This window comes from Ornithinimicrobium cryptoxanthini (assembly GCF_023923205.1).
GTDB lineage: Bacteria > Actinomycetota > Actinomycetes > Actinomycetales > Dermatophilaceae > Ornithinicoccus > Ornithinicoccus cryptoxanthini.
The window spans coordinates 1975760-1993121 of sequence record NZ_CP099490.1 but is presented as its reverse complement, the minus strand read 5'-3'; the positions used below and the strand labels follow the sequence as shown (position 1 = coordinate 1993121).

At 68.6% G+C, this 17362-nt stretch carries 19 protein-coding genes and 2 pseudogenes; 13 read left to right on the top strand and 8 right to left on the bottom strand.

The features are described 5' to 3' along the window. Positions 1-2 precede the first annotated feature (2 nt). Entirely contained in the window at positions 3-596 is a 594-nt protein-coding gene (locus NF557_RS09215; RefSeq protein ID WP_252618906.1) for a hypothetical protein, read from the bottom strand. 443 nt (positions 597-1039) lie between these two features. On the opposite strand from NF557_RS09215, the gene NF557_RS09210 reads away from it, so the two are divergent. From NF557_RS09210 to NF557_RS09205, 3 genes and pseudogenes are all read left to right on the top strand, one after another. Beyond that, positions 1040-1294 (top strand): type II toxin-antitoxin system Phd/YefM family antitoxin, encoded by a 255-nt coding sequence (locus tag NF557_RS09210; protein ID WP_252618904.1) that lies wholly within the window; start codon positions 1040-1042, stop codon positions 1292-1294. Then, positions 1294-1443: pseudogene (locus NF557_RS17570) on the top strand (PIN domain-containing protein); the annotation flags it as partial. The gene NF557_RS09210 and the pseudogene NF557_RS17570, both read left to right, overlap by 1 nt. Before the next feature lie 249 nt (positions 1444-1692). Then, on the top strand, positions 1693-1992 hold the full coding sequence (locus tag NF557_RS09205) for a hypothetical protein (protein ID WP_252624334.1): 300 nt from the start codon (positions 1693-1695) through the stop codon (positions 1990-1992). A gap of 421 nt (positions 1993-2413) precedes the next feature. Here NF557_RS09205 and NF557_RS09200 read toward each other — a convergent pair whose 3' ends face one another. From NF557_RS09200 to NF557_RS09190, 3 genes and pseudogenes are all read right to left on the bottom strand, one after another. Then, complete coding sequence (locus tag NF557_RS09200; protein ID WP_252624047.1) at positions 2414-2854, bottom strand: DUF6262 family protein; 441 nt, start codon at positions 2852-2854, stop codon at positions 2414-2416. Between the two features lie 437 nt (positions 2855-3291). Then, a pseudogene (locus tag NF557_RS09195) lies at positions 3292-3771 on the bottom strand (tyrosine-type recombinase/integrase); the annotation flags it as partial. A 1306-nt stretch (positions 3772-5077) separates the two neighbouring features. After that, positions 5078-6196, bottom strand: a complete 1119-nt coding sequence (locus NF557_RS09190; RefSeq protein ID WP_252618903.1) for a site-specific integrase — start codon at positions 6194-6196, stop codon at positions 5078-5080. A 131-nt stretch (positions 6197-6327) separates the two neighbouring features. On the opposite strand from NF557_RS09190, the gene NF557_RS17815 reads away from it, so the two are divergent. From NF557_RS17815 to NF557_RS09180, 3 genes are all read left to right on the top strand, one after another. Further along, complete coding sequence (locus NF557_RS17815; protein WP_370584444.1) at positions 6328-6579, top strand: transposase; 252 nt, start codon at positions 6328-6330, stop codon at positions 6577-6579. 541 nt (positions 6580-7120) lie between these two features. After that, on the top strand, positions 7121-7372 hold the full coding sequence (locus NF557_RS09185) for a hypothetical protein (protein ID WP_252618902.1): 252 nt from the start codon (positions 7121-7123) through the stop codon (positions 7370-7372). Between the two features lie 4 nt (positions 7373-7376). Next, positions 7377-8075, top strand: coding sequence for a DUF981 family protein (locus NF557_RS09180; protein WP_252618901.1), 699 nt, complete (start codon positions 7377-7379; stop codon positions 8073-8075). Between the two features lie 83 nt (positions 8076-8158). Here the strand turns inward: NF557_RS09180 and NF557_RS09175 are convergent, their stop codons facing one another. Beyond that, positions 8159-8626: a nuclear transport factor 2-like protein gene (locus tag NF557_RS09175; RefSeq protein ID WP_252618900.1), complete on the bottom strand. Its 468-nt coding sequence runs from the start codon at positions 8624-8626 to the stop codon at positions 8159-8161. A gap of 129 nt (positions 8627-8755) precedes the next feature. Further along, entirely contained in the window at positions 8756-9601 is an 846-nt protein-coding gene (locus tag NF557_RS09170) for a phosphatase PAP2 family protein (RefSeq protein WP_252618899.1), read from the bottom strand. A gap of 147 nt (positions 9602-9748) precedes the next feature. On the opposite strand from NF557_RS09170, the gene NF557_RS09165 reads away from it, so the two are divergent. Continuing rightward, on the top strand, positions 9749-11086 hold the full coding sequence (locus NF557_RS09165; protein ID WP_252618898.1) for a M20/M25/M40 family metallo-hydrolase: 1338 nt from the start codon (positions 9749-9751) through the stop codon (positions 11084-11086). A 38-nt stretch (positions 11087-11124) separates the two neighbouring features. Here the strand turns inward: NF557_RS09165 and NF557_RS09160 are convergent, their stop codons facing one another. Next, entirely contained in the window at positions 11125-11310 is a 186-nt protein-coding gene (locus NF557_RS09160) for a DUF5703 family protein (protein ID WP_252618897.1), read from the bottom strand. Between the two features lie 157 nt (positions 11311-11467). Here NF557_RS09160 and NF557_RS09155 point away from each other — a divergent pair, with 157 nt between their 5' ends. The 6 genes from NF557_RS09155 to mshC all read left to right on the top strand — a co-directional run bounded on the left by NF557_RS09155 (position 11468) and on the right by mshC (position 16395). Next, the gene (locus tag NF557_RS09155) at positions 11468-11869 is read left to right on the top strand and encodes a hypothetical protein (protein WP_252618896.1); all 402 of its coding nucleotides are present in this window, start codon (positions 11468-11470) and stop codon (positions 11867-11869) included. 3 nt (positions 11870-11872) lie between these two features. Next, positions 11873-12919, top strand: a complete 1047-nt coding sequence (locus tag NF557_RS09150) for an LLM class F420-dependent oxidoreductase (RefSeq protein ID WP_252618895.1) — start codon at positions 11873-11875, stop codon at positions 12917-12919. Beyond that, positions 12919-13650: an MSMEG_4193 family putative phosphomutase gene (locus NF557_RS09145; protein WP_252618894.1), complete on the top strand. Its 732-nt coding sequence runs from the start codon at positions 12919-12921 to the stop codon at positions 13648-13650. The genes NF557_RS09150 and NF557_RS09145 overlap by 1 nt, the downstream gene beginning before the upstream one ends. 10 nt (positions 13651-13660) lie before the next feature. Then, positions 13661-14200 carry a DUF3090 domain-containing protein gene (locus NF557_RS09140; protein ID WP_252618893.1) on the top strand — a complete coding sequence of 180 codons (540 nt, stop codon included), beginning with the start codon at positions 13661-13663 and terminating at the stop codon, positions 14198-14200. Positions 14201-14225: 25 nt separating this feature from the next. Next, entirely contained in the window at positions 14226-15068 is an 843-nt protein-coding gene (locus NF557_RS09135; protein ID WP_252618892.1) for an SCO1664 family protein, read from the top strand. A gap of 61 nt (positions 15069-15129) precedes the next feature. Continuing rightward, on the top strand, positions 15130-16395 hold the full coding sequence (mshC, locus tag NF557_RS09130; RefSeq protein WP_252618891.1) for a cysteine--1-D-myo-inosityl 2-amino-2-deoxy-alpha-D-glucopyranoside ligase: 1266 nt from the start codon (positions 15130-15132) through the stop codon (positions 16393-16395). Positions 16396-16422: 27 nt separating this feature from the next. Here the strand turns inward: mshC and NF557_RS09125 are convergent, their stop codons facing one another. Then, entirely contained in the window at positions 16423-17274 is an 852-nt protein-coding gene (locus tag NF557_RS09125; RefSeq protein ID WP_252618890.1) for a PAC2 family protein, read from the bottom strand. Positions 17275-17362 lie beyond the last annotated feature (88 nt).

Here is a 17362-nt window from a genome sequence, read left to right as displayed (position 1 = left end):
GCTTAGGCGAACCGGATGGGCTCGGTAGAGATGTGCCAGGTGAACCTTCGTGGCTCACCCTTCGGGGAGTGCCAGTAGTCGAGCGCGGCCCATCGTTGTTCACCATCTGGGATTTCGATTGCTTGCTCGATTGAGGCACCTGTACCGGAGGTGGCTGTGAGGACGTGTTCGCCAGGAGGGAGCGACATCGGGAAGGTGAACCAGTTATGTCCCCCCTCGATCGCGAAGGTCTGATCCACGAGTTGGACACCATCGATGGCGATCTGGATGCTGACCGGGCTGTCCGTGAACGACTGGTTGCTGACATAGAGGACGAGGTCGGCGTCGGCTTCATCGACCAGTCGGATATCACTCACATCTGCCGTAGTCGATGCATCAGGACGTGGGCTGGTCGGTGGCTCCGCCGTTACAGTCTTTCCCGGGTGGTCCTGATCCGGCGTGGACCCGGGGCTCGACTCGCAAGCCGCGACCAAGAGGCAAAGCACCCCGGTGGCCACGGCGAGCCTGACTCCCTTGGCCATGGGCTGACGGCGTCGCATGCCCATCCGACGAGATGCCACGGACGTCGGTTCCGCCGCGTCGGGCACGAAATTCACTTCGACATGATATTCCGGCGTGCCAGTCCTGCGTTCAGATCCGACTTGCGACATCTTGCCCGTCTTCAGTCGATCCTCACGCGCCAGTGATCGGGCACCCTGGGCCGCTTTGAGTGCCGGTAGTTGCGGACGTTCGGCTCGCCCGGCTCCCGAGGGTGAGTAGCCGTCGTGGTTGGTCGTCCATCGGCGGAGTGACGCACCCTCAGTAGAGCCCGGATTGCGGCGAAGTGACGCAGGTCGCGATGGCGCCGACGTACAGAACTGTGCGTCCTGGCCCTTGCCCGACGACCCCTGCTGCGTGGACAGCAGATGTTCGGGAAGGTCTAATGCCTGGCGGGATGGGTAGTAGCCGGACTCTGGCGTCGCTGTCTCAACTGCGGGTCGCCTCTGAACCGCGGGCGTGCTAATGTGTACACACAGTTCACACAACTCGAGGAGAGCTCATGACTGCGACGAAGGTAGGGATCCGCGAGTTTCGCGCTGGCCTGGCCGACTTCGTCGACTCCGATGCGCCGGTGGCCGTGACCCGTCACGGGCAGACTGTCGGCTACTTCATCCCTGTCAAGCAGGACCGGGCGGCCGATGCCGTCGCGCTGCGGGCGGCCGGCGAGAAACTCGACGCGTTGCTTGAACTCACCGAGGGTGAGGTCGAAGAGATGGTGACGGACTTCAAGCGGCTTCGTAAGGCCAAGCGATAGTGGCTGTGCGTCGCCTCGTTCTGGACGCCAACATCCTGATCCGGGCAGTTCTGGGCAGTCGCGTCAGGGGCGTGATCACCACGTATGCCGCCGACGTCGAGTTCTTCGCCCCGTCGATCGCCTACGACGAAGCCGAACGGCACCTGCCGTCAATCTTCACACGATGTGCCCCACGTTCCTGGGTGGCACATACACATACTGGCGAACTCTGGAGACACATGACATCCACACAGTCAGGCCGGCTTAAAACTAGCCATGCACCGAACCTCGGTCCAGGGCGTCGTCAGCGCAGAGTTTTCGCTGCCGCTGTGCTGAGTCTCGCAGTTCTTGGCGGAATCACCGCCTGCGGTGAGGACGGGGGCGATCCACAGTTGCCCGGGAGCGCGGACCAGGGGGCGGTGACCACGGCACCCACCAGGGCGTCGGAGCTGGACTGCGAGATGGTGGAGAGCGCGGAGTTCGACTATGACGCGGCCACCGCCGCGCCGGAGGGGGCCGATGCCGATCCGGCCGTCGCTGTCGCACGGTTCGCGGAAAGTGAGGGGCTGAGCCCGGGAGCAGAGGACGTCCGAGTCTCGGAGTACTGGTGGCACCGGATCGGCGACGACGGCCGGCTGCTCTACAAGTTCCGGCTCGAGGCACACCCGGATGGCTCCTGGTACATGTCAGGTTACGATCGGTGCTTCCCGCTGGAGTGATTGCTCGCAACTGCGAAGATCCACCCCTGTCCTGATCCCCTGGTCAGGCGGGGCAGCGCCAGCCAGGGCTCACCGGCGAGCAGTGCTGGTAAGGAGCCACGCCCAGTCTCACGCAGTGGACGCGCAGGACGGCATCCAGGGTCGCCCGCCGCACCCCTCGATCAGCTGGGGAGCAGGCCGAGCTCGGCCAGGACCCGAACTGGCGCTACGGCGCGTTCGCCACCAACACCACCGGGCAGGTCCAGTACCTCGATGCCCGACACCGGACCCAGGCGCACGTGGAGGACCGGATCAAGGAGTTGAAGGCGTGCGGGGCGACTCGGCTGCCCCTGCTTATCTTGAGTCCGAGCGGTGGCCGGGTCGTTGGCCTGCAGGTTTGTGTCGTGGACGGTGTGCGTGACGCAGGGTCGGTAGGTGTCGTTCAGCACGGGCCGATGATTTTCGCACCGTGTTTCCCGGGCGTGTCGCCGCCGGTGCCGGTGTTCCGTTGCGAGCGGGCTGCGCCGAGGGCCTCGGCCAGGGCTTGGCGCAACTGCTGGTTGTCGGTCTCGAGCTGACGCAGCCGCGCAGCGCTGGCCTCCAGCCGGCGCAGCAGGGAGGCATCGCTGGCGCGTTGGCGTTGCGGCGGTGCTGGCGTTGCGGCCGGTCGGTCCCGGGCGCGAAGGTCGTGGATCGTGGCTCGCAGATCCGGCTGGCTGTAGAGCCAGGACCGGGAGACGCCGGCCTCGCGGGCGACTGCCTCGAAAGTGACCGGGGTGCCAGCGGTGTCGAGGTTGCGCAGGGCCCGTAGCGCGCGGGCTCGGGTCTGCTCGGCCCGTCGCCGTGCGGCGGCGAGGAGGTGGGCGGAGTTGTCAGCCCGCATCGGTGGCTCCGCTCGGTTCGTCGTCGAGCTGGTCGATCATCTTGTCGAGGTTGGTGAGCACCTGGGTGTTCATCTGCGCTACGCGGGTCTGTCCGTCGGCTTCGGCCTTTGCGATCAGAGTGAGGGTGCGTCCACGGTGGTCTCGTAGCTCGGGGAGGAACTCTGGGCCGGTGAGGAAGACCGGGCAGGCAGGCGTTGGCGTGCGGGCAGGTCTTTTGCACCGGTAGCCCGCAGTAGCCGTGCGGCAGGGTCTGGGTGGCCATGCCGTAGCGGGTCTTGGCCCACTGCGCCTGGGCCAGGGGACCGTCGGGGTCGATGGTGACCCGTTCACCGTCGATGTTGACCTTGGTGGCCTGTTCCCAGCGCCGGCGGACGCTCTGGTCCGTGATCCGGGCGTAGTGTGCCGTCATCTGGGTCGACTCGTGGTCCAGTAGTACCCGGATCACTTCCTGAGGGACGTCACGGTTGATGAGCCGGCAGGCGAAGGTGTGCCGCCACTGGTGCGGGGTCAGGTGTACAGGTTCGCCCTGCTCGTCGTGGATCTGGCACAGGGTCAGCCAGGATTTGAGCATGCCACGGTAGCAGTTGTAGCTCAGCGGGCGCTGCCCGCCGGCGTTACGCGTCGGCTGGACGAAAAGGTGCGGGTGCTCCTGCGGCCACCGGGCGGCGACGCGTTCCTGCTGGGAACGGATCTCGGCCTCCAGGGTGGCGTCGATCGGCACGGCCGCCTCGCGGCGCATCTTGTGGTTGACGTAGCGCAGGTACGGGGCGTCCTGGGCGTCGTGCAGCAGGCAGTCGAAGGGCAGGGTGCAGGCGTCGGTGGCGCGCAGCCCGGCCTGGATCAGGATCAGCGTGACCAGCCGTCCTTCAGGGCTGGGCCACCGGTCCAGGTTGGTCGAGGCCTCCACCTGTGCCATCACATGCTCGGCCAGGTGCCGGGTCAGCATGGCAGGCCGAGAGGGCAGGTCGCCGGGGAAGAAGACCGCCGTGGTCGGCAGGGCCGGCTCCCAGTCGTGCTGCCGCAGTCCCTGGAAGAACATGCCCAGGCAGTGAACGGCGTCCTCGTGGGCGCCGCGCCCCAGCCCGGCGGTGGCCAACCACGCCAGGTACCGCTCCAGGACGCCACGGTCCAGTGTGGCGAAGGAGTCCACGCCGGTGGCGGCCTCGGTCAGGAACTGGCTGAAGCGCCGCAGCGCCTTGATGTCGGAGGTGACGGTGCCCACGGCCATCCCCGAGGAAAGCCGCAGCCGTGCCCAGCGCTTGACCGGGGCACGGAGCCAGGGCTGGCTGATCCGGTCGAAGTACAACCTGGTCCGTGTGTAGGGTCGCTCCGGCGTGCCGGTCAGTCCGGGCAGCCGCTCCAGCCGCCAGATGTCACGGTGGTACTCCACCTCCCATCCGGTCCCCTCGTGGAGTTCTTCGACGACGTCGCGGACGAAGGCCAGGAACCCGGGGTAGATGCCCGACTTTCGTCCGGCCCGTTCGACCCACCAGGATGATGGTCGGTCCAGCAGCGAGGTCACCTGGGCGGTCCGTACCTGCGCGACCGCCCAGTTCACCACCGGTGCCGGCAGTGTGATCGTAGCCGCATCGGCCCGACGCTGGACCGCGTACTGCAGCTCCAACCTCAGCTGCGGACCCAGCCCGGCGAAGTCGATCCGGTCGCGTCCGGTCAGCAGACAGCGCTCGATGAACGCCTCGACCGGAGGACGCCCCTGCATCCGCCACCGTGTCTGGTGTGCCCGGCAGAACGTGTCCCGCTCGCTTTCCAGCCACAGCGAGCAGAACGGCAGCGGACACACATGCTGGCCTGTCGGGTCCGGCACGTCGCGGTAGCAGCCCAGGCGACCAGGTCGGGCTCGCCGCTGCGGGCCCACCGGCGACGGTGGCGCGAGCACAACCCCTGCCCGCTGCTTCCGTACCGGCAGCCCGGCACCGCGCAACCGGTCAGGTCCCGGCGGCCGTTCATCGGTGCACCGGGGTCGGCCAGGAACGTGACCGGGTCGGGGCGTCCACGATCGATCCAGCGTCGCTGATGGCTCGAGCACATCCGGTTGCCCGAGGGTGAGCGGTCACAGCCGGCCACACAGCACACGCCGCGGCCCAGGACCGGGTGGTCGGGGTCGGGCACGTAGAGATCGACCCGGAACTCGGCCCGGACCGCCGCGACGAGCTTGGCCAGCAGCCCTGACCGGGCCCGGTCGGCCAGCTCCTCGGCCGGGCTCATAGCCGGACCTCTTTCCCGGTGAACCAGCCTGCTGCCTCCAGAGTGGCGCGGGCGTCCTCGACGGTGAGGTGACCGTAGGTGTCGACGGTGGTGGTGATCGAGGCGTGCCCGAGCAGCTCCTTGACCGACTCCATCCCTGCGCCCCGGCGCAGCAGCCAGGTGGCGTAGGTGTGGCGGAACCAGTGCGGCCCGAACTCGGTCCCGGTTGCCGCGCGCAGCCGGGTTACCAGGTCATAGACCGCCGGGTAGGTCAACGGGTGCCCCAGCGGACGGCCCCACAGGTTGACGAAGACGTAGTCGGAGTCCAGGCACCCGTACTCGCTGGTGAGGTAGTCGGCGTACAACCGCATCAGGTCGGCGCTGGCCGGGATCCACCTGGGCCGGCCACCCTTGGCTCGGGCCCGGTTGTCGTTGACCCGGGCCAGGACGGCGACCTGGCGCCCGGCTATGTCCAGGTCCTCGTGCCGCAGCCCCAGCGCTTCGCCGATCCGGACCCCGGTGTCGAGCAGGAGAGCGAACAAGAGCCGGTCGCGCAGGTGCTCGCAGGCATCCAGGATCGCCTGCGCCTCGGCGGCGCTCAGCACACGTGGGCGCGGCGGTGTGGCCCTCAACGCGAGGGCGCGGCGCCGCTGCGGATCGTGCTTGGTGATGTGGTGCAAGAACGGCTTGAACGAGGTCGACGCCGCTGCCCTGCGCCCAGCCGGTGCCACGGTCGTCAGCAGCCCGCCCAACGGCACGCCGTGCCGGGCGTGGAACTCGCAGAACGAGGTCAGCGCCGCCAGCTTGCGGTTCACGCTGGACTCGCCGCAGTGGTGCTCAACCGTCGGCAGCACCTGCACCAGGCCGGCTCGTGCCGCCGGGGGCAACCGCAGCCAGGCCACGAACCCCGCGACGTCCTCGAGCGTGACGGCGCGCCAGTCCAGGCCCCTCCCCGCCAGGAACGTGAACCAGTCCTTCAGGTCATGCGCATACGCCTTGACCGTGTTCGGTGACCGCTCGATCGAGGCCAGGTACGCCAGGAACCGCTCGACCGGGTCCAGCGGCACCAGATCCTCGTCGAGCACTGTCCAGGACTCTGCTCCCGAGCCCGGCATGAGCACGCGCTGTACCCGCATGAGGAAACCTCTCCGTCGTCGTGGTGGACAACTGCAGGTAACCGCATCCACGACGCAGATGCTCGGACAGGCTCGCTCGTCGTGCACGTCATGGAAGCTCGGAATCGGACTCTAGATAACGTCGAAGTCATATGCCCGCAACAGCGCCTGGCTGCACCTGGCCGCCCACGGCCGTCAGCGTCCTGTCCTGGCTGCGGCTCCTCGCTCTGGAGGGTGACCTCGCGACCGCCGAACCAAAGACACTACGATTCCGGCTGCTATCCGCCCCCGCACGGTATGTCCGCCACGCCCGGCAACGGGTCCTAAAGATTCCCACCGGCTGGGCCTGGGCCACACACCTGGCCGACGCCTTCGCACGGCTCCGGGCCCTCCACCCCGCCTGACCGAAAGGTCCCCGTCCACCAACAACCCAGCAGCATCCGGAACGTGGAATCCGACGCCCACCCGAGCGGATCGGACGCCAACCCTGCCCACCAGACCGTCAGATCCCCTCGAGCGATCGGCGCGGCGATCCAGCACCCAGCGTCAACCGCCATGAATCATCGAGGTATGTCGACCACCTGGTCAAGAAGGGTCTGGGACTACAGCGGCGTGTAGTCGATCCAAAGCCATAGGCTTTTCCCAACGAGGGCACCGCCGATATTGCCCGGCGCGAATTGTGGAAAGTTTGTGAGCATGGCCTGCGCGAAGTGTCGCGCGTCAGTTGAGTCGTATTGGCCGCGGCGCAGGTCGTGCACTCGGTGCGGCAAGTTGCATGTCTGCTCGGGCGATGCCTAGCTAGGGGCTGCGTGATGGCCCGCCTCCGGGCGTGGCTACTTCCGGTGCGGCGTCGACAAGTGTGTGATATACATCGGCTGGTAGGCCAGATTTTGCTGCGGCACTTTCCAGGTCCATGATTGCCGCCCTCCCGAAGACAGGATGGATATGGCTAGCAGTAAGAAGGGCACCTTTCAATCCGTCGAGGTAGACGACGAGGTTGTGAACAAGTGGGCCCCCCAACTCGTGAAACTTAGCTGGGCAGTCATCGCAATCGGCGTGGTCGTCGGCTACGCGGTGTGGCTGCTCGTCGACGGCACGACAGGCGAGGATGTGGGAGCCCTGATCTGGGTCCTTTCCTTCTCCGGGTCCGTCGCGCTGATGTCCATCCGCCAGACGCTGTTGGCAGAGAGCGTCTAGGGCCATGTTGTTGCAAGGCATCACCTACAACACCACGATGGGTCTGGTCGTGGGCATCATCATGATCCTGATCCCACTCTTCGTGCGCTCCGCTGCGACCCCCCATGGTCGGCCGATCTCCGGATTCGGGTGGGCGTTCGTCTTCCTCGGGGCATTCCTGGGCGTCACGGGCATGCACATGACACTGACGTGGCCCCTCGAGCAGATCGAGGATACGTTCTGCTGCGCCGTTGATAACGTCACATTTGGCGAACCAGCCGCGTTCTACGGGCTGCTCACCCTGATCGCGGGAATCGCCATCATCCGTGCGGAAGAAAAGGCAGACCAGGGTCTGCGCCCTCTGGATCTCGTCGCGACGCTGCGTCCGCTCCTCTACGTCGCGGCCGTCGGGGGATTTGGACTGATCATGTTCGGCATCGCCGGTCTGCACTTCGGCCAATGGCGCCCGCCGGATGTCGAGCCGATCGCCCGCCTTCTATCCGGCTCGATGATCGAGCCGCTCACGGTCTTCGCTATGTATGTCGGCACCGGCATCGCTGCTCTGCTCTCCCCGTTCGCGTTGACGAACAGGCTGGCGGGGCGCGCGTTTACTGTGTTCACGTGGTTCTTTGGAATGATGTGGATCTTCCTCGGCCTCACGCTGTTCTACGGCCACGTCGGGTTCTTCCCGTACCCGTTCAACGAGCCAGTGATGCACCCGTAGCCGACAGTCCCCAACGAAGTGACTACGCCCGGGCATCCTTGCCGTGACGACTGGGGAGCGCTGCGTCCTCGCGTCAGCGATGCTCAGAACTGGCTGAGTCGGCTGACCCCAGGCAGCTGCATGAACTCCTCGTCAAACATCTGCTCCAGCAGCGGCTGGAGCAGGTCGTCGGCGAAGACGCTCTCGCGGAAGACCTTGTCGCCGCGGAAGCTGAACAGCGCCGTGCTCACGGAGTAGCGCACGGTGCCGTCGGGCATGCTCACCGGCGCTTGGGTCACCAGGACGACGTCCTCCTCCCGGCTCCAGCGCGTGAGGACGGTGTCGGCGATGTCCTTCAGCGCCGGGTTGCCGAAGAGCCGGCGCCAGTGCTCCTGCATCGCCTCGCGGCCAGAGATCCGGATGCCCAGCGGGAAGTAGTCGTAGGAGCCCTCCGGGTCGAGGGTGTCCCACGTGCCGTCCCAGTCCTGGACCATCTCGGCCGAGGCGTGTCGGTCCACGAGCTCCATCCGCTCCTGCTCGGTCATGGTCGTCTGCATGGCGTCGATCGTCATCTGTCTGCGCTCCTGTGTCGTGGCCGGAACTGGTTTCCGGACCCCCACGAACGACTGAACCAGATCCGCCGAGCGCTGTCATCGTCCGCAAGTCGGCCGCCGTCTCATCCTGGGGAATGACGTCGGCCGCTATGACGCGTCCACGATCGTCTCGCGGGTGCGTAGTCGGGTCGTGAGATAGAGACGGTGGGCGGTGATGACGACCGTGAGCCAACCCAGCCCGAGCACCCAGGCGGCGAGCACGTCGGTGAACCAGTGGTGGCCCAGGAAGACCCGGCTCATCCCCATCGCGAACGCGAAGAGAGCGGCCACGGAGACGGTAAGGACCCGGGCCCGAGCAGACTTCTGGCGCAGCACGACGAGATAGGCGATCACCCCGGCGACGACCAGGGCGTTGAGGGAGTGCCCGGAGGGGAAGGAGGCGGTGTGCTCGAAGGGAGGCACCGCGCTGCTCAGCGGCGGCCGGCTGCGGCCGATGAGGTTCTTGCCGACGATGGTCATCAGCAATGAGCCGGTGGCCGCAGCAGCGACCAGGAGCACCGGCGTCCACGACTGTCGTCGCACCGTGAGGAACGCCGTGAGGCTCAGCGCCAGCACGGGCATGCCGATCACCCCACCGACATTGGTGAAGCCGGTGACGAAGGTGTCCAGCCCTGGCGACCGGAGCGTGAGCATGGTGTCCAGCAGCGGCTGGTCCCACAACGCCACTCCCTCGGACTCAGTGACTGCCTCATAGGTCTCCGACGCGAGCCAGGACATGGTGGCGGCCACCGTGGCCCCGACGGCCAGGATCAGCACGAGGGTCTGTCGGGCACCAAGGGCCACACCCACCCGCTCCACCAGCCCGGCGAGCCACCGTCCCGGGGGCGTTGCCCAGTGGGTGAGGTCGCGACCACCAAGCTGGCGATCCCGGTGCAGCTCACCCTCGACGCCCCTGGCAGGGACGTCGGCCTGTCTGGCGGGCTGGTCTGTCATGTCGTCACCTCGTTCCTGACCCGTGTTCCCATAGTCTGCGGCGAAGAGCCCGCCGACGCCGAACAGCACGATGGCCACCTGAGATGCCGTATGGCGAGGGGCAGGGGGCCTGGCCCCTCGTCATACCTCGGGGTTAGCCTGATCGTCATGAGCATCGATGCCACCACCGTCCCGTCGGCCCAGGACGAGGTCGTCCAGATCTGCAAGGACCTGATCCGGATCGACACCAGCAACTATGGCGACGGCAGCGGGCCGGGGGAGCGTGCAGCTGCGGAATACGTCATGGAGAAGCTGACCGAGGTGGGCCTGGACCCGCAGCTGACCGAGTCCGAGCCGGGGCGGGCCAGCGTGGTGGTGCGCACCCCTGGGCGTGACTCCAGCCGCCCTGGTCTGGTGCTGCACGGTCACCTGGACGTGGTCCCGGCGGCCGCGGAGGACTGGCAGGTCGACCCGTTTGCCGCGGAGGAGAAGGACGGCTGCATCTGGGGACGGGGCGCGGTCGACATGAAGGACATGGACGCGATGCTGCTCGCCAACGTGCGGCACCTGGCACGCACCGGGCAGCAGCCGCCGCGCGACATCATCTGGGCCTTCTTCGCCGATGAGGAGGCCGGCGGACTCAAGGGCGCCGGCCACGTGGTCGAGAAGCACCCGGAGTGGTTCGAGGGGTGCACCGACGCCATCAGTGAGGTCGGCGGCTTCTCGATCACGCTGGACGGCAAGGCAACTGGTGCTCCGGAGCGGGCCTATCTGCTGCAGACGGCCGAGAAGGGCATCGCCTGGATCCGGCTGCACGGGCACGGCCGCGCGGGCCACGGGTCGGTCCCCAACGACGAGAACGCCCTGGTCCGGCTGGCAGGCGCCATCAACCGGATCAGCGCCCACCCCTGGCCCCGCACCTACATCGCCTCGGTCCGTGAGCTCTTCGACGGGATCGCCGGCATCACCGGCGCGACCTGGGACGACGAGGACGCCGAGTCGATCCTGGCCCGTCTCGGGGGTGCCCGCGGCTTCGTGGAGGGCACACTGCGCGACACCTCCAACTTCACGATGCTGGACTCCGGCTACAAGCACAACGTCATCCCGCAGACGGCCTCCGCGTCGCTGGACTGCCGCTTCCTGCCCGGTCATGAGGACGAGCTGCTCGACACCATCCGCGAGCTGGCCGGCGAGCACGTCGAGGTCGAGATCCTGCACAAGGACATCGCTCTGGAATCGCCCACCAGCGGCGAGCTGGTCGAGTCGATGAAGCGGGCTCTGCTCAAGGAGGACCCGGGGGCGCATGTGCTGCCCTACTGCCTCTCGGGGGGCACGGACAACAAGCACCTCTCCCGGCTGGGCATCACCGGCTACGGCTTCGCGCCCCTGATGCTGCCCCCGGACCTGGACTTCGTCGGGATGTTCCACGGCATCGACGAGCGCGTCCCGGTGGACGCGCTGACCTTCGGCACCCGGGTGCTGCAGCGGTTGATCGACGACTGCTGAGGGTGCAGGGAGACCGGCGTCGCGGCATACCGACGCAGTCAGGCCGTGCGCTGGACCCGGATGATCCGGCGGCGCAGGACCACCTTGCGGACCCCACCGACATAGAGGCTGACCCGCAGCAGGTCCCAGTGGCCGTATTCCGCGTGCTCGGCCAGGGACTGGCGCACCTCGGCACGCGACTGGCCGCGGCTGAAGCTCAGCATGAGGTACTCGTAGTCGGCCATTGAGACAGATACTGCGCACGCTGGCGCCAGAAATCAACTGCGGCGACCGGCGCGCCGCACGAGGAACGCGCCCGCACGGGTGCCGTGGGGGCGGAGCGGGCACCACCGCCGGGTCAATCTGGGCGCGCGACCGGCCGAAATTCGCTACGGTCACACCATGACGTCTGACCCGCGCGCTGCGCTGTCCACCTTCATCGCCGCGCTCGAGACCCATCTCGAACTGTCGGCTGTCCGCCGGGGGGAGGACGACCCTGCTGTCATCACGGCCTACAACAAGGTCGCCGACGCCTTTGTCGCCTATGACGACGCACTGCTGGATGCCTACGGCGAGGTCACACCGCTCGACGTCTACTCCGAGGAGGACGAGGAGGTCGCCGATGACGACCTGCTCGACGACGACGATGATGACGACCTGGACGACGACATCGCCGAGGGGACACGCAGCGGCGGCTATGTCGGGCTCGATGACGAGGACTACGACCTCGACGGTGACGACGACGATGAAGCTGACGGCGACGACGACGGTGATGACGACTCCGATGGCGGCGGACGGGGCTGAGCGGTGCGTCTTGGGCTGAGCTGTGGCTGGTGGGGGATCGGCCAGGACCAGGACCACCTGGCGCTGGTGCGCCGCGCTGAGGAGCTGGGTGTCCACGTGGTGTGGGCCTCGGAGGCCTACGGCGTCGACGCCGTGACGGTCCTGTCGTGGATCGGGGCGCAGACCTCGCGCATCCGGCTGGGAGCAGGGGTGCTGCAGATCCCCGGCCGCACCCCGGCGATGACCGCGATGACCGCCGCCGGGCTCAGCTCGTTGTCAAACGGCCGGTTCGACCTTGGCCTGGGCGTCAGTGGCCCCCAGGTCTCGGAGGGCTGGCACGGAGTGCGCTTCGCCAAGCCCCTAGAACGCACCAGGGAGTATGTCGAGATCGTCCGGATGGCGCTGGCCCGGCAGCGGGTGGAGTTCCACGGCAACCACTTCGAGCTGCCGCTGCCCGACGGTCCGGGCAAGGCGCTGCGCAGCTCGGCGGCCCCCTCGGAGCACCAGGTGCCGATCTATCTCGCCGCGGTCGGGCCCAAGAACCTGGAACTGACCGGCGAGATCGCCGACGGGTGGTTGGCGATCTTCTTCAACCCCGACCTCGCCGGTGAGCAGATGGCTCAGATCGAGGACGGGCGCTCCCGTTCGGCCGAGCCGGAGCGGGCCTTCGCGGTGGACGCCACGGTGCCGCTCAGTGTCAATGACGATGTCTCGGCCGCGGCCGACGCGGTCCGCGGCTATGCCTCCCTCTATGTCGGGGGCATGGGCTCGCGCACCCAGAACTTCTACAACGCACTGGCCGTGCGGATGGGCTATGCGGAGGCTGCCGCGCAGGTGCAGGACCTCTATCTGGCCGGCCGCCACCGCGACGCCGCAGCGGCTGTCCCGCAGCAGTTCATCGACGACACCAGCCTCCTGGGCCCGCAGGGACGGCTCGCCGAGCGCCTCCAGCGTTATGCGGATGCGGGAGTCACGACCGTCACCTTCGCGCCCTATGGCGACACGCTGGAGGAACGGGTCGGCGCGCTGGAGACGGGTGTGGCTGCAGCTGAGCAGGCCGGGCTGCTCTGATGGCGATCCTCGTGCTGGTGCGGCACGGCCGCACCGCCGCGAACGTGGACGGCGTCCTGGCGGGCTGGACGCCGGGCGTGGGCCTGGACGAGCGCGGCAGCGAGCAGGTCGGGCGGGTCGGTCGGCGCCTTGCCCCCACCCCACTGGTGGCCGTGGTGAGCAGCCCCCTGCAACGTTGCGTCCAGACCGCCGACGCGATCGCCGGGGAGCAGCAGGGCGAGCCGCCAGCACGGCATACGGATGAACAGCTCGGGGAGTGCCACTACGGCGCCTGGACCGGTCGCCCCCTCAGCGAGCTGGCCCAGGAGCCGCTGTGGCGCGACGTCCAGGAGCGGCCGAGCTCGGTGCGCTTCCCCCCGCACGACGACTTCCGGTCCGAGTCCATCGCCGAGATGCTCGATCGCGCGACTGCCGCGATCAGCAGGTGGGACGCCCGGATCGAGGAGGAGCACGGCCCGGGTGCGGTGTGGGCCGCAGTCAGCCACGGTGACGTCATCAAGGCGCTGGTCGGAGCGGCGCTGGGGAGCCCGCTCGACCGCTTCCAGCGCATCGTGATCGACCCAGCCTCCGTCTCGATCGTGCGGCACGCGCCCACCCATCCGTTCGTGCTCCGCGTCAACGACACCGGGTCCGACGACATCGACCTGACCGGTCTGTCCCGGTCGCTGACGAAGGCCGCCCCAGGCGCAGACGGCGATGCGGCCGTGGGCGGTGGCGCCGGAAGCGATTAGGGTCGATCTCATGCCACTGCACGAGTTCGACCCACCCGAGCGGTTCATCGCCGCCTCGGTGGGGCCCCCTGGCCAACGGACCTTCTTCCTCCAGGCCTCCGCCCATGGGCGGCGCTCGACGGTCTCGTTGGAGAAGGAGCAGGTCAAGGTCCTCGGCGAGCGCGTGGCAGACCTGCTGGACCAGATCGCGGGGGCCGAGGGAGCGCCCGAGGCGACGGCCGGCCTGATTGACAACGCCCCGCTGGACACGCCGATCGAGGACGACTTCCGCGTGCAGAGTCTCAGCCTGGCCTGGGAGCCCGCCCGGCGACGGGTCATCATCGAGGCACACGAGTCAGCGGTGCCCGAGGAGGATGACGAGGTCGCCAGCGAGGAGGAGATGGCCCTGCTCGAGAGCATCCGCGTGGTCCTCACCCCAGCGATGGCGCGCGCGTTTGCCGAGCGCTGCGCGTCGGCGGTCGAGGGCGGCCGGCCCAACTGCCCGTTCTGCGGGGGGCCGCTCGACCCGGAGGGTCACATCTGCCCACGGGCCAACGGCTATCGCCGGTGACCCGCGCGAGCGACGCGGGGGTGGCGTGAGCGGGCGCACCCTGACCACGGCAGAGCTGCAGGTGGAGGGGGTCCTGACCGACGCGTCGAACCTCACCGCACGGGTGCTGCTCACCGACGCGGCAGGGGAGCCGACGGGGGAGCGCGCGCTCTACAAGCCGATCCGCGGGGAGGCACCCCTGCGCGACTTCCCCGCTCGCACCCTTGGCCGGCGAGAGGTGGCGGCCTATCTGATCAGCTCGGTCGGCGGCTGGGACCTGATCCCGCAGACCGTGCTGCGGGACGGCCCGCTGGGCCCGGGTTCGGTGCAGCGGTGGATCGACTGGGAGTCCACCGGCTGGGGCCCCGGTGCCGGACTGCTCGAGGCCTTCCCCGACGGCGCGGTCCCTGACGGCTGGCTGCCGCTGGTGCAGGGCGAGGCGGCGGACGGCTCGCCCGTGACCGTGTGCCACGCCGACACGGCCGACCTGGCATCTCTGGCGGTGCTGGACGTGGTGCTCAACAACGCCGACCGCAAGGGTGCCCACCTGGTCCGTGACGCCGACGGTCACCTCTGGGGCTTCGACCACGGGCTGACGCTGCACCTCGATGACAAGCTGCGCACGGTCCTGTGGGGCTGGGCCGGGCAGCCGCTGCCTGAGGAGGACCTGGCGCGGCTAGGACGGCTGCGGGTCGAGCTGGCGGCGGGCGCCGGGCTCGCCACCCGTCTTACGGAGCCCGTTGGTGACCTCCCCGGCGATGACACGGGCGGACTGGTCAGCGCCGCAGAGCTGGTCGCACTGCGCGCACGGGTCGATCAGCTGCTGGCCGACCCGGTCTTCCCTGCTCTGCCGACGGGGCGCTACCCGCTGCCGTGGCCGCTCTGGTGAGCCTGCCCGGCTCGGCCCCACTGGTCAACCTGTCACGGCACTGGCGTTAGGCTCACGAACCGTGAAGACGTGGACAACTGCACCAGTGCCTGACGCCCCCGGACAAGGTGGCCCCCTCACGGTCCACGACACCGCCACCGGCTTGGCGCAGGTGGTGCACCCGGCCTCGGGCAGAGCCGGGCTCTATGTCTGTGGGATCACGCCCTATGACGCCACCCACATGGGGCACGCCGCCACCTATGTGACTTTCGACCTCGTGGTCCGGGTGTGGCGCGACGCCGGCCTGGACGTGACCTATGTGCAGAACGTCACCGACGTGGACGAGCCGCTCCTGGAGCGTGCCGAGCGTGACGGGTTGGCCTGGCAGGATCTGGCCGCCGACCAGATCGCCCTCTTCCACGAGGACATGGAGGCGCTCAACGTGATCGCGCCGCAGCACTACGTGGGGGCGGTCGAGGGGATCCCTGACGATGTGACCGCGGTGCGGCAGCTGCTTGCCGACGGCACGGCATACGCCCTGCCCGTGGATGAGGCAGCCGGTGGCGATGCCGGGACCGACGCTGTCGGACACGACTACTACCTGGACCTGGCCACCCAACCGACGTTCCCCGAGGTGTCGGGCTGGAGCCGCGACCAGATGATGGAGGTCTTCGGCGAGCGGGGCGGGGACCCCGACCGGCCCGGCAAGCGCGACCGGCTCGACCCGCTGCTGTGGCGCGGCCACCGCGCGGGCGAACCGCACTGGGACGGAGACGATCTCGGCCCCGGTCGGCCGGGGTGGCACATCGAGTGCACGACCATCGCGCTGCGCTATCTGGGCCCCACGTTTGTCATGCAGGGCGGCGGCACCGACCTGATCTTCCCGCACCACGAGATGAGCGCCGTGCAGGCTCGGGCGCTCACCGGGGAGCGTTTCGCGTCGGTCTATGTCCACCAGGCGATGGTCGGGCTGGACGGCGAGAAGATGAGCAAGTCCAAGGGCAACCTGGTGCTGGTGTCCGCGCTGCGTCGCGGCGGGGTCGACCCGATGGCGATCCGGCTGGCCCTGCTGAGCAAGCACTACGGCACCCCGTGGGACTGGACGGACGAGATCCTGCAGACCGCGGTCGAGCGGCTCGCCAACTGGCGGTCGGCGGTGTCCGCGGCTGCCACGGGGATGGAGGCACAGGAGTCACCCGTCGTGGCGGAGATCCGGACCGCGCTGGCCGCCGACCTGGACTCACCTGCTGCGCTGCTGGCCGTGGACGAGTGGGTCCGGGTCGGGGCGCCCGGGGACCGGGCCGCGCTCGCCGCCGCGGTGGACGCGTTGCTCGGCGTGCGCCTCTGAGCCAGCGGCTTGCGTCAGTGGCGTGAGTCAGCCGGCGTCGGGCCCGCCGCGTCGGCGCAGATACTTCTCAAACTCACGAGCGATCGCGTCGCCACTGGCCTCCGGCAGGTCCACGGTGTCCTGCGCCTGCTCGAGCGCCTCGACATACTCCTTGACCTCGTCGTCAGAGGCGGCCAGCTCGTCGACACCACGCTCCCAGGCCCGGGACGCCTCGGTCAGGTCGCCCTCGTCGACGACGCAGCCGAGCAGCTCCTCCAGCCGGCTCACCAGTGCCAGGCTCGCCTTCGGGGACGGAGGACCACCGGCGTAGTGCGGCACGGCGGCCCAGACGGACAGGCCGGGCAGGTCCCGCTGGTGGGCCTGGTCCATCAGCACTCCGACGATGCCGCTGGGTCCCTCGTAGCTGCTCCGCTCGACGTCATGCACCTCGCGCAGCTCGGCGTCCTCGGAGGTCACCGACACCGGGATGGGCCTGCTGTGCGGGACGTCCGCCAACAGTGCCCCGAGCGTGACGAGCAGCGTCGCGCCGTTGTCGGAGGCCAGGGTGAGCAGTTCGTCGACATAGGTGCGCCATCGGGTCGAGGGCTCGATCCCCAGGATCAGGAGCACGTCGCAGCCCAGCGGGGTGTCGCGGGCCAGCAGGATCCTCGTGGTCGGCCAGGTCAGCTGGCGCTCTCCGTTGACGATGCTCACGTGAGGGCGGTTGACCTGGAAGTCGTAGAACTCCTCAGGGTCCAGGGCCGCGACGATCTGGGCGTCCCAGGCGTGCACGAGGTGCTCGACGGCCGTGGTCGCGGCCTCACCGGCGTCATTCCATCCCTCGAACGCCGCGATGACGATCGGGTCGTTCAGCTCGGGCATCTCGCGCACGTCGATCATGATCAGCCTCCGGTTGGACAGGTAGCCGCCAGCCTACGAGTTGGAGGCGCATTTCCCGCGCAGGCGCAGATGGTCTGGGGTCTCGACG

What these genes read in the sequence shown, in the direction of transcription:
- NF557_RS09210 (WP_252618904.1), top strand. Translation starts at nt 1,040, where the DNA reads ATGACTGCGACGAAGGTAGGGATCCGCGAGTTTCGCGCTGGCCTGGCC.
- NF557_RS09200 (WP_252624047.1), bottom strand. Translation starts at nt 2,854, where the DNA reads ATGCGGGCTGACAACTCCGCCCACCTCCTCGCCGCCGCACGGCGACGG.
- NF557_RS09190 (WP_252618903.1), bottom strand. Translation starts at nt 6,196, where the DNA reads ATGCGGGTACAGCGCGTGCTCATGCCGGGCTCGGGAGCAGAGTCCTGG.
- NF557_RS17815 (WP_370584444.1), top strand. Translation starts at nt 6,328, where the DNA reads ATGCCCGCAACAGCGCCTGGCTGCACCTGGCCGCCCACGGCCGTCAGC.
- NF557_RS09185 (WP_252618902.1), top strand. Translation starts at nt 7,121, where the DNA reads ATGGCTAGCAGTAAGAAGGGCACCTTTCAATCCGTCGAGGTAGACGAC.
- NF557_RS09180 (WP_252618901.1), top strand. Translation starts at nt 7,377, where the DNA reads ATGTTGTTGCAAGGCATCACCTACAACACCACGATGGGTCTGGTCGTG.
- NF557_RS09175 (WP_252618900.1), bottom strand. Translation starts at nt 8,626, where the DNA reads ATGACGATCGACGCCATGCAGACGACCATGACCGAGCAGGAGCGGATG.
- NF557_RS09170 (WP_252618899.1), bottom strand. Translation starts at nt 9,601, where the DNA reads ATGACAGACCAGCCCGCCAGACAGGCCGACGTCCCTGCCAGGGGCGTC.
- NF557_RS09165 (WP_252618898.1), top strand. Translation starts at nt 9,749, where the DNA reads ATGAGCATCGATGCCACCACCGTCCCGTCGGCCCAGGACGAGGTCGTC.
- NF557_RS09160 (WP_252618897.1), bottom strand. Translation starts at nt 11,310, where the DNA reads ATGGCCGACTACGAGTACCTCATGCTGAGCTTCAGCCGCGGCCAGTCG.
- NF557_RS09155 (WP_252618896.1), top strand. Translation starts at nt 11,468, where the DNA reads ATGACGTCTGACCCGCGCGCTGCGCTGTCCACCTTCATCGCCGCGCTC.
- NF557_RS09145 (WP_252618894.1), top strand. Translation starts at nt 12,919, where the DNA reads ATGGCGATCCTCGTGCTGGTGCGGCACGGCCGCACCGCCGCGAACGTG.
- NF557_RS09140 (WP_252618893.1), top strand. Translation starts at nt 13,661, where the DNA reads ATGCCACTGCACGAGTTCGACCCACCCGAGCGGTTCATCGCCGCCTCG.
- NF557_RS09125 (WP_252618890.1), bottom strand. Translation starts at nt 17,274, where the DNA reads ATGATCGACGTGCGCGAGATGCCCGAGCTGAACGACCCGATCGTCATC.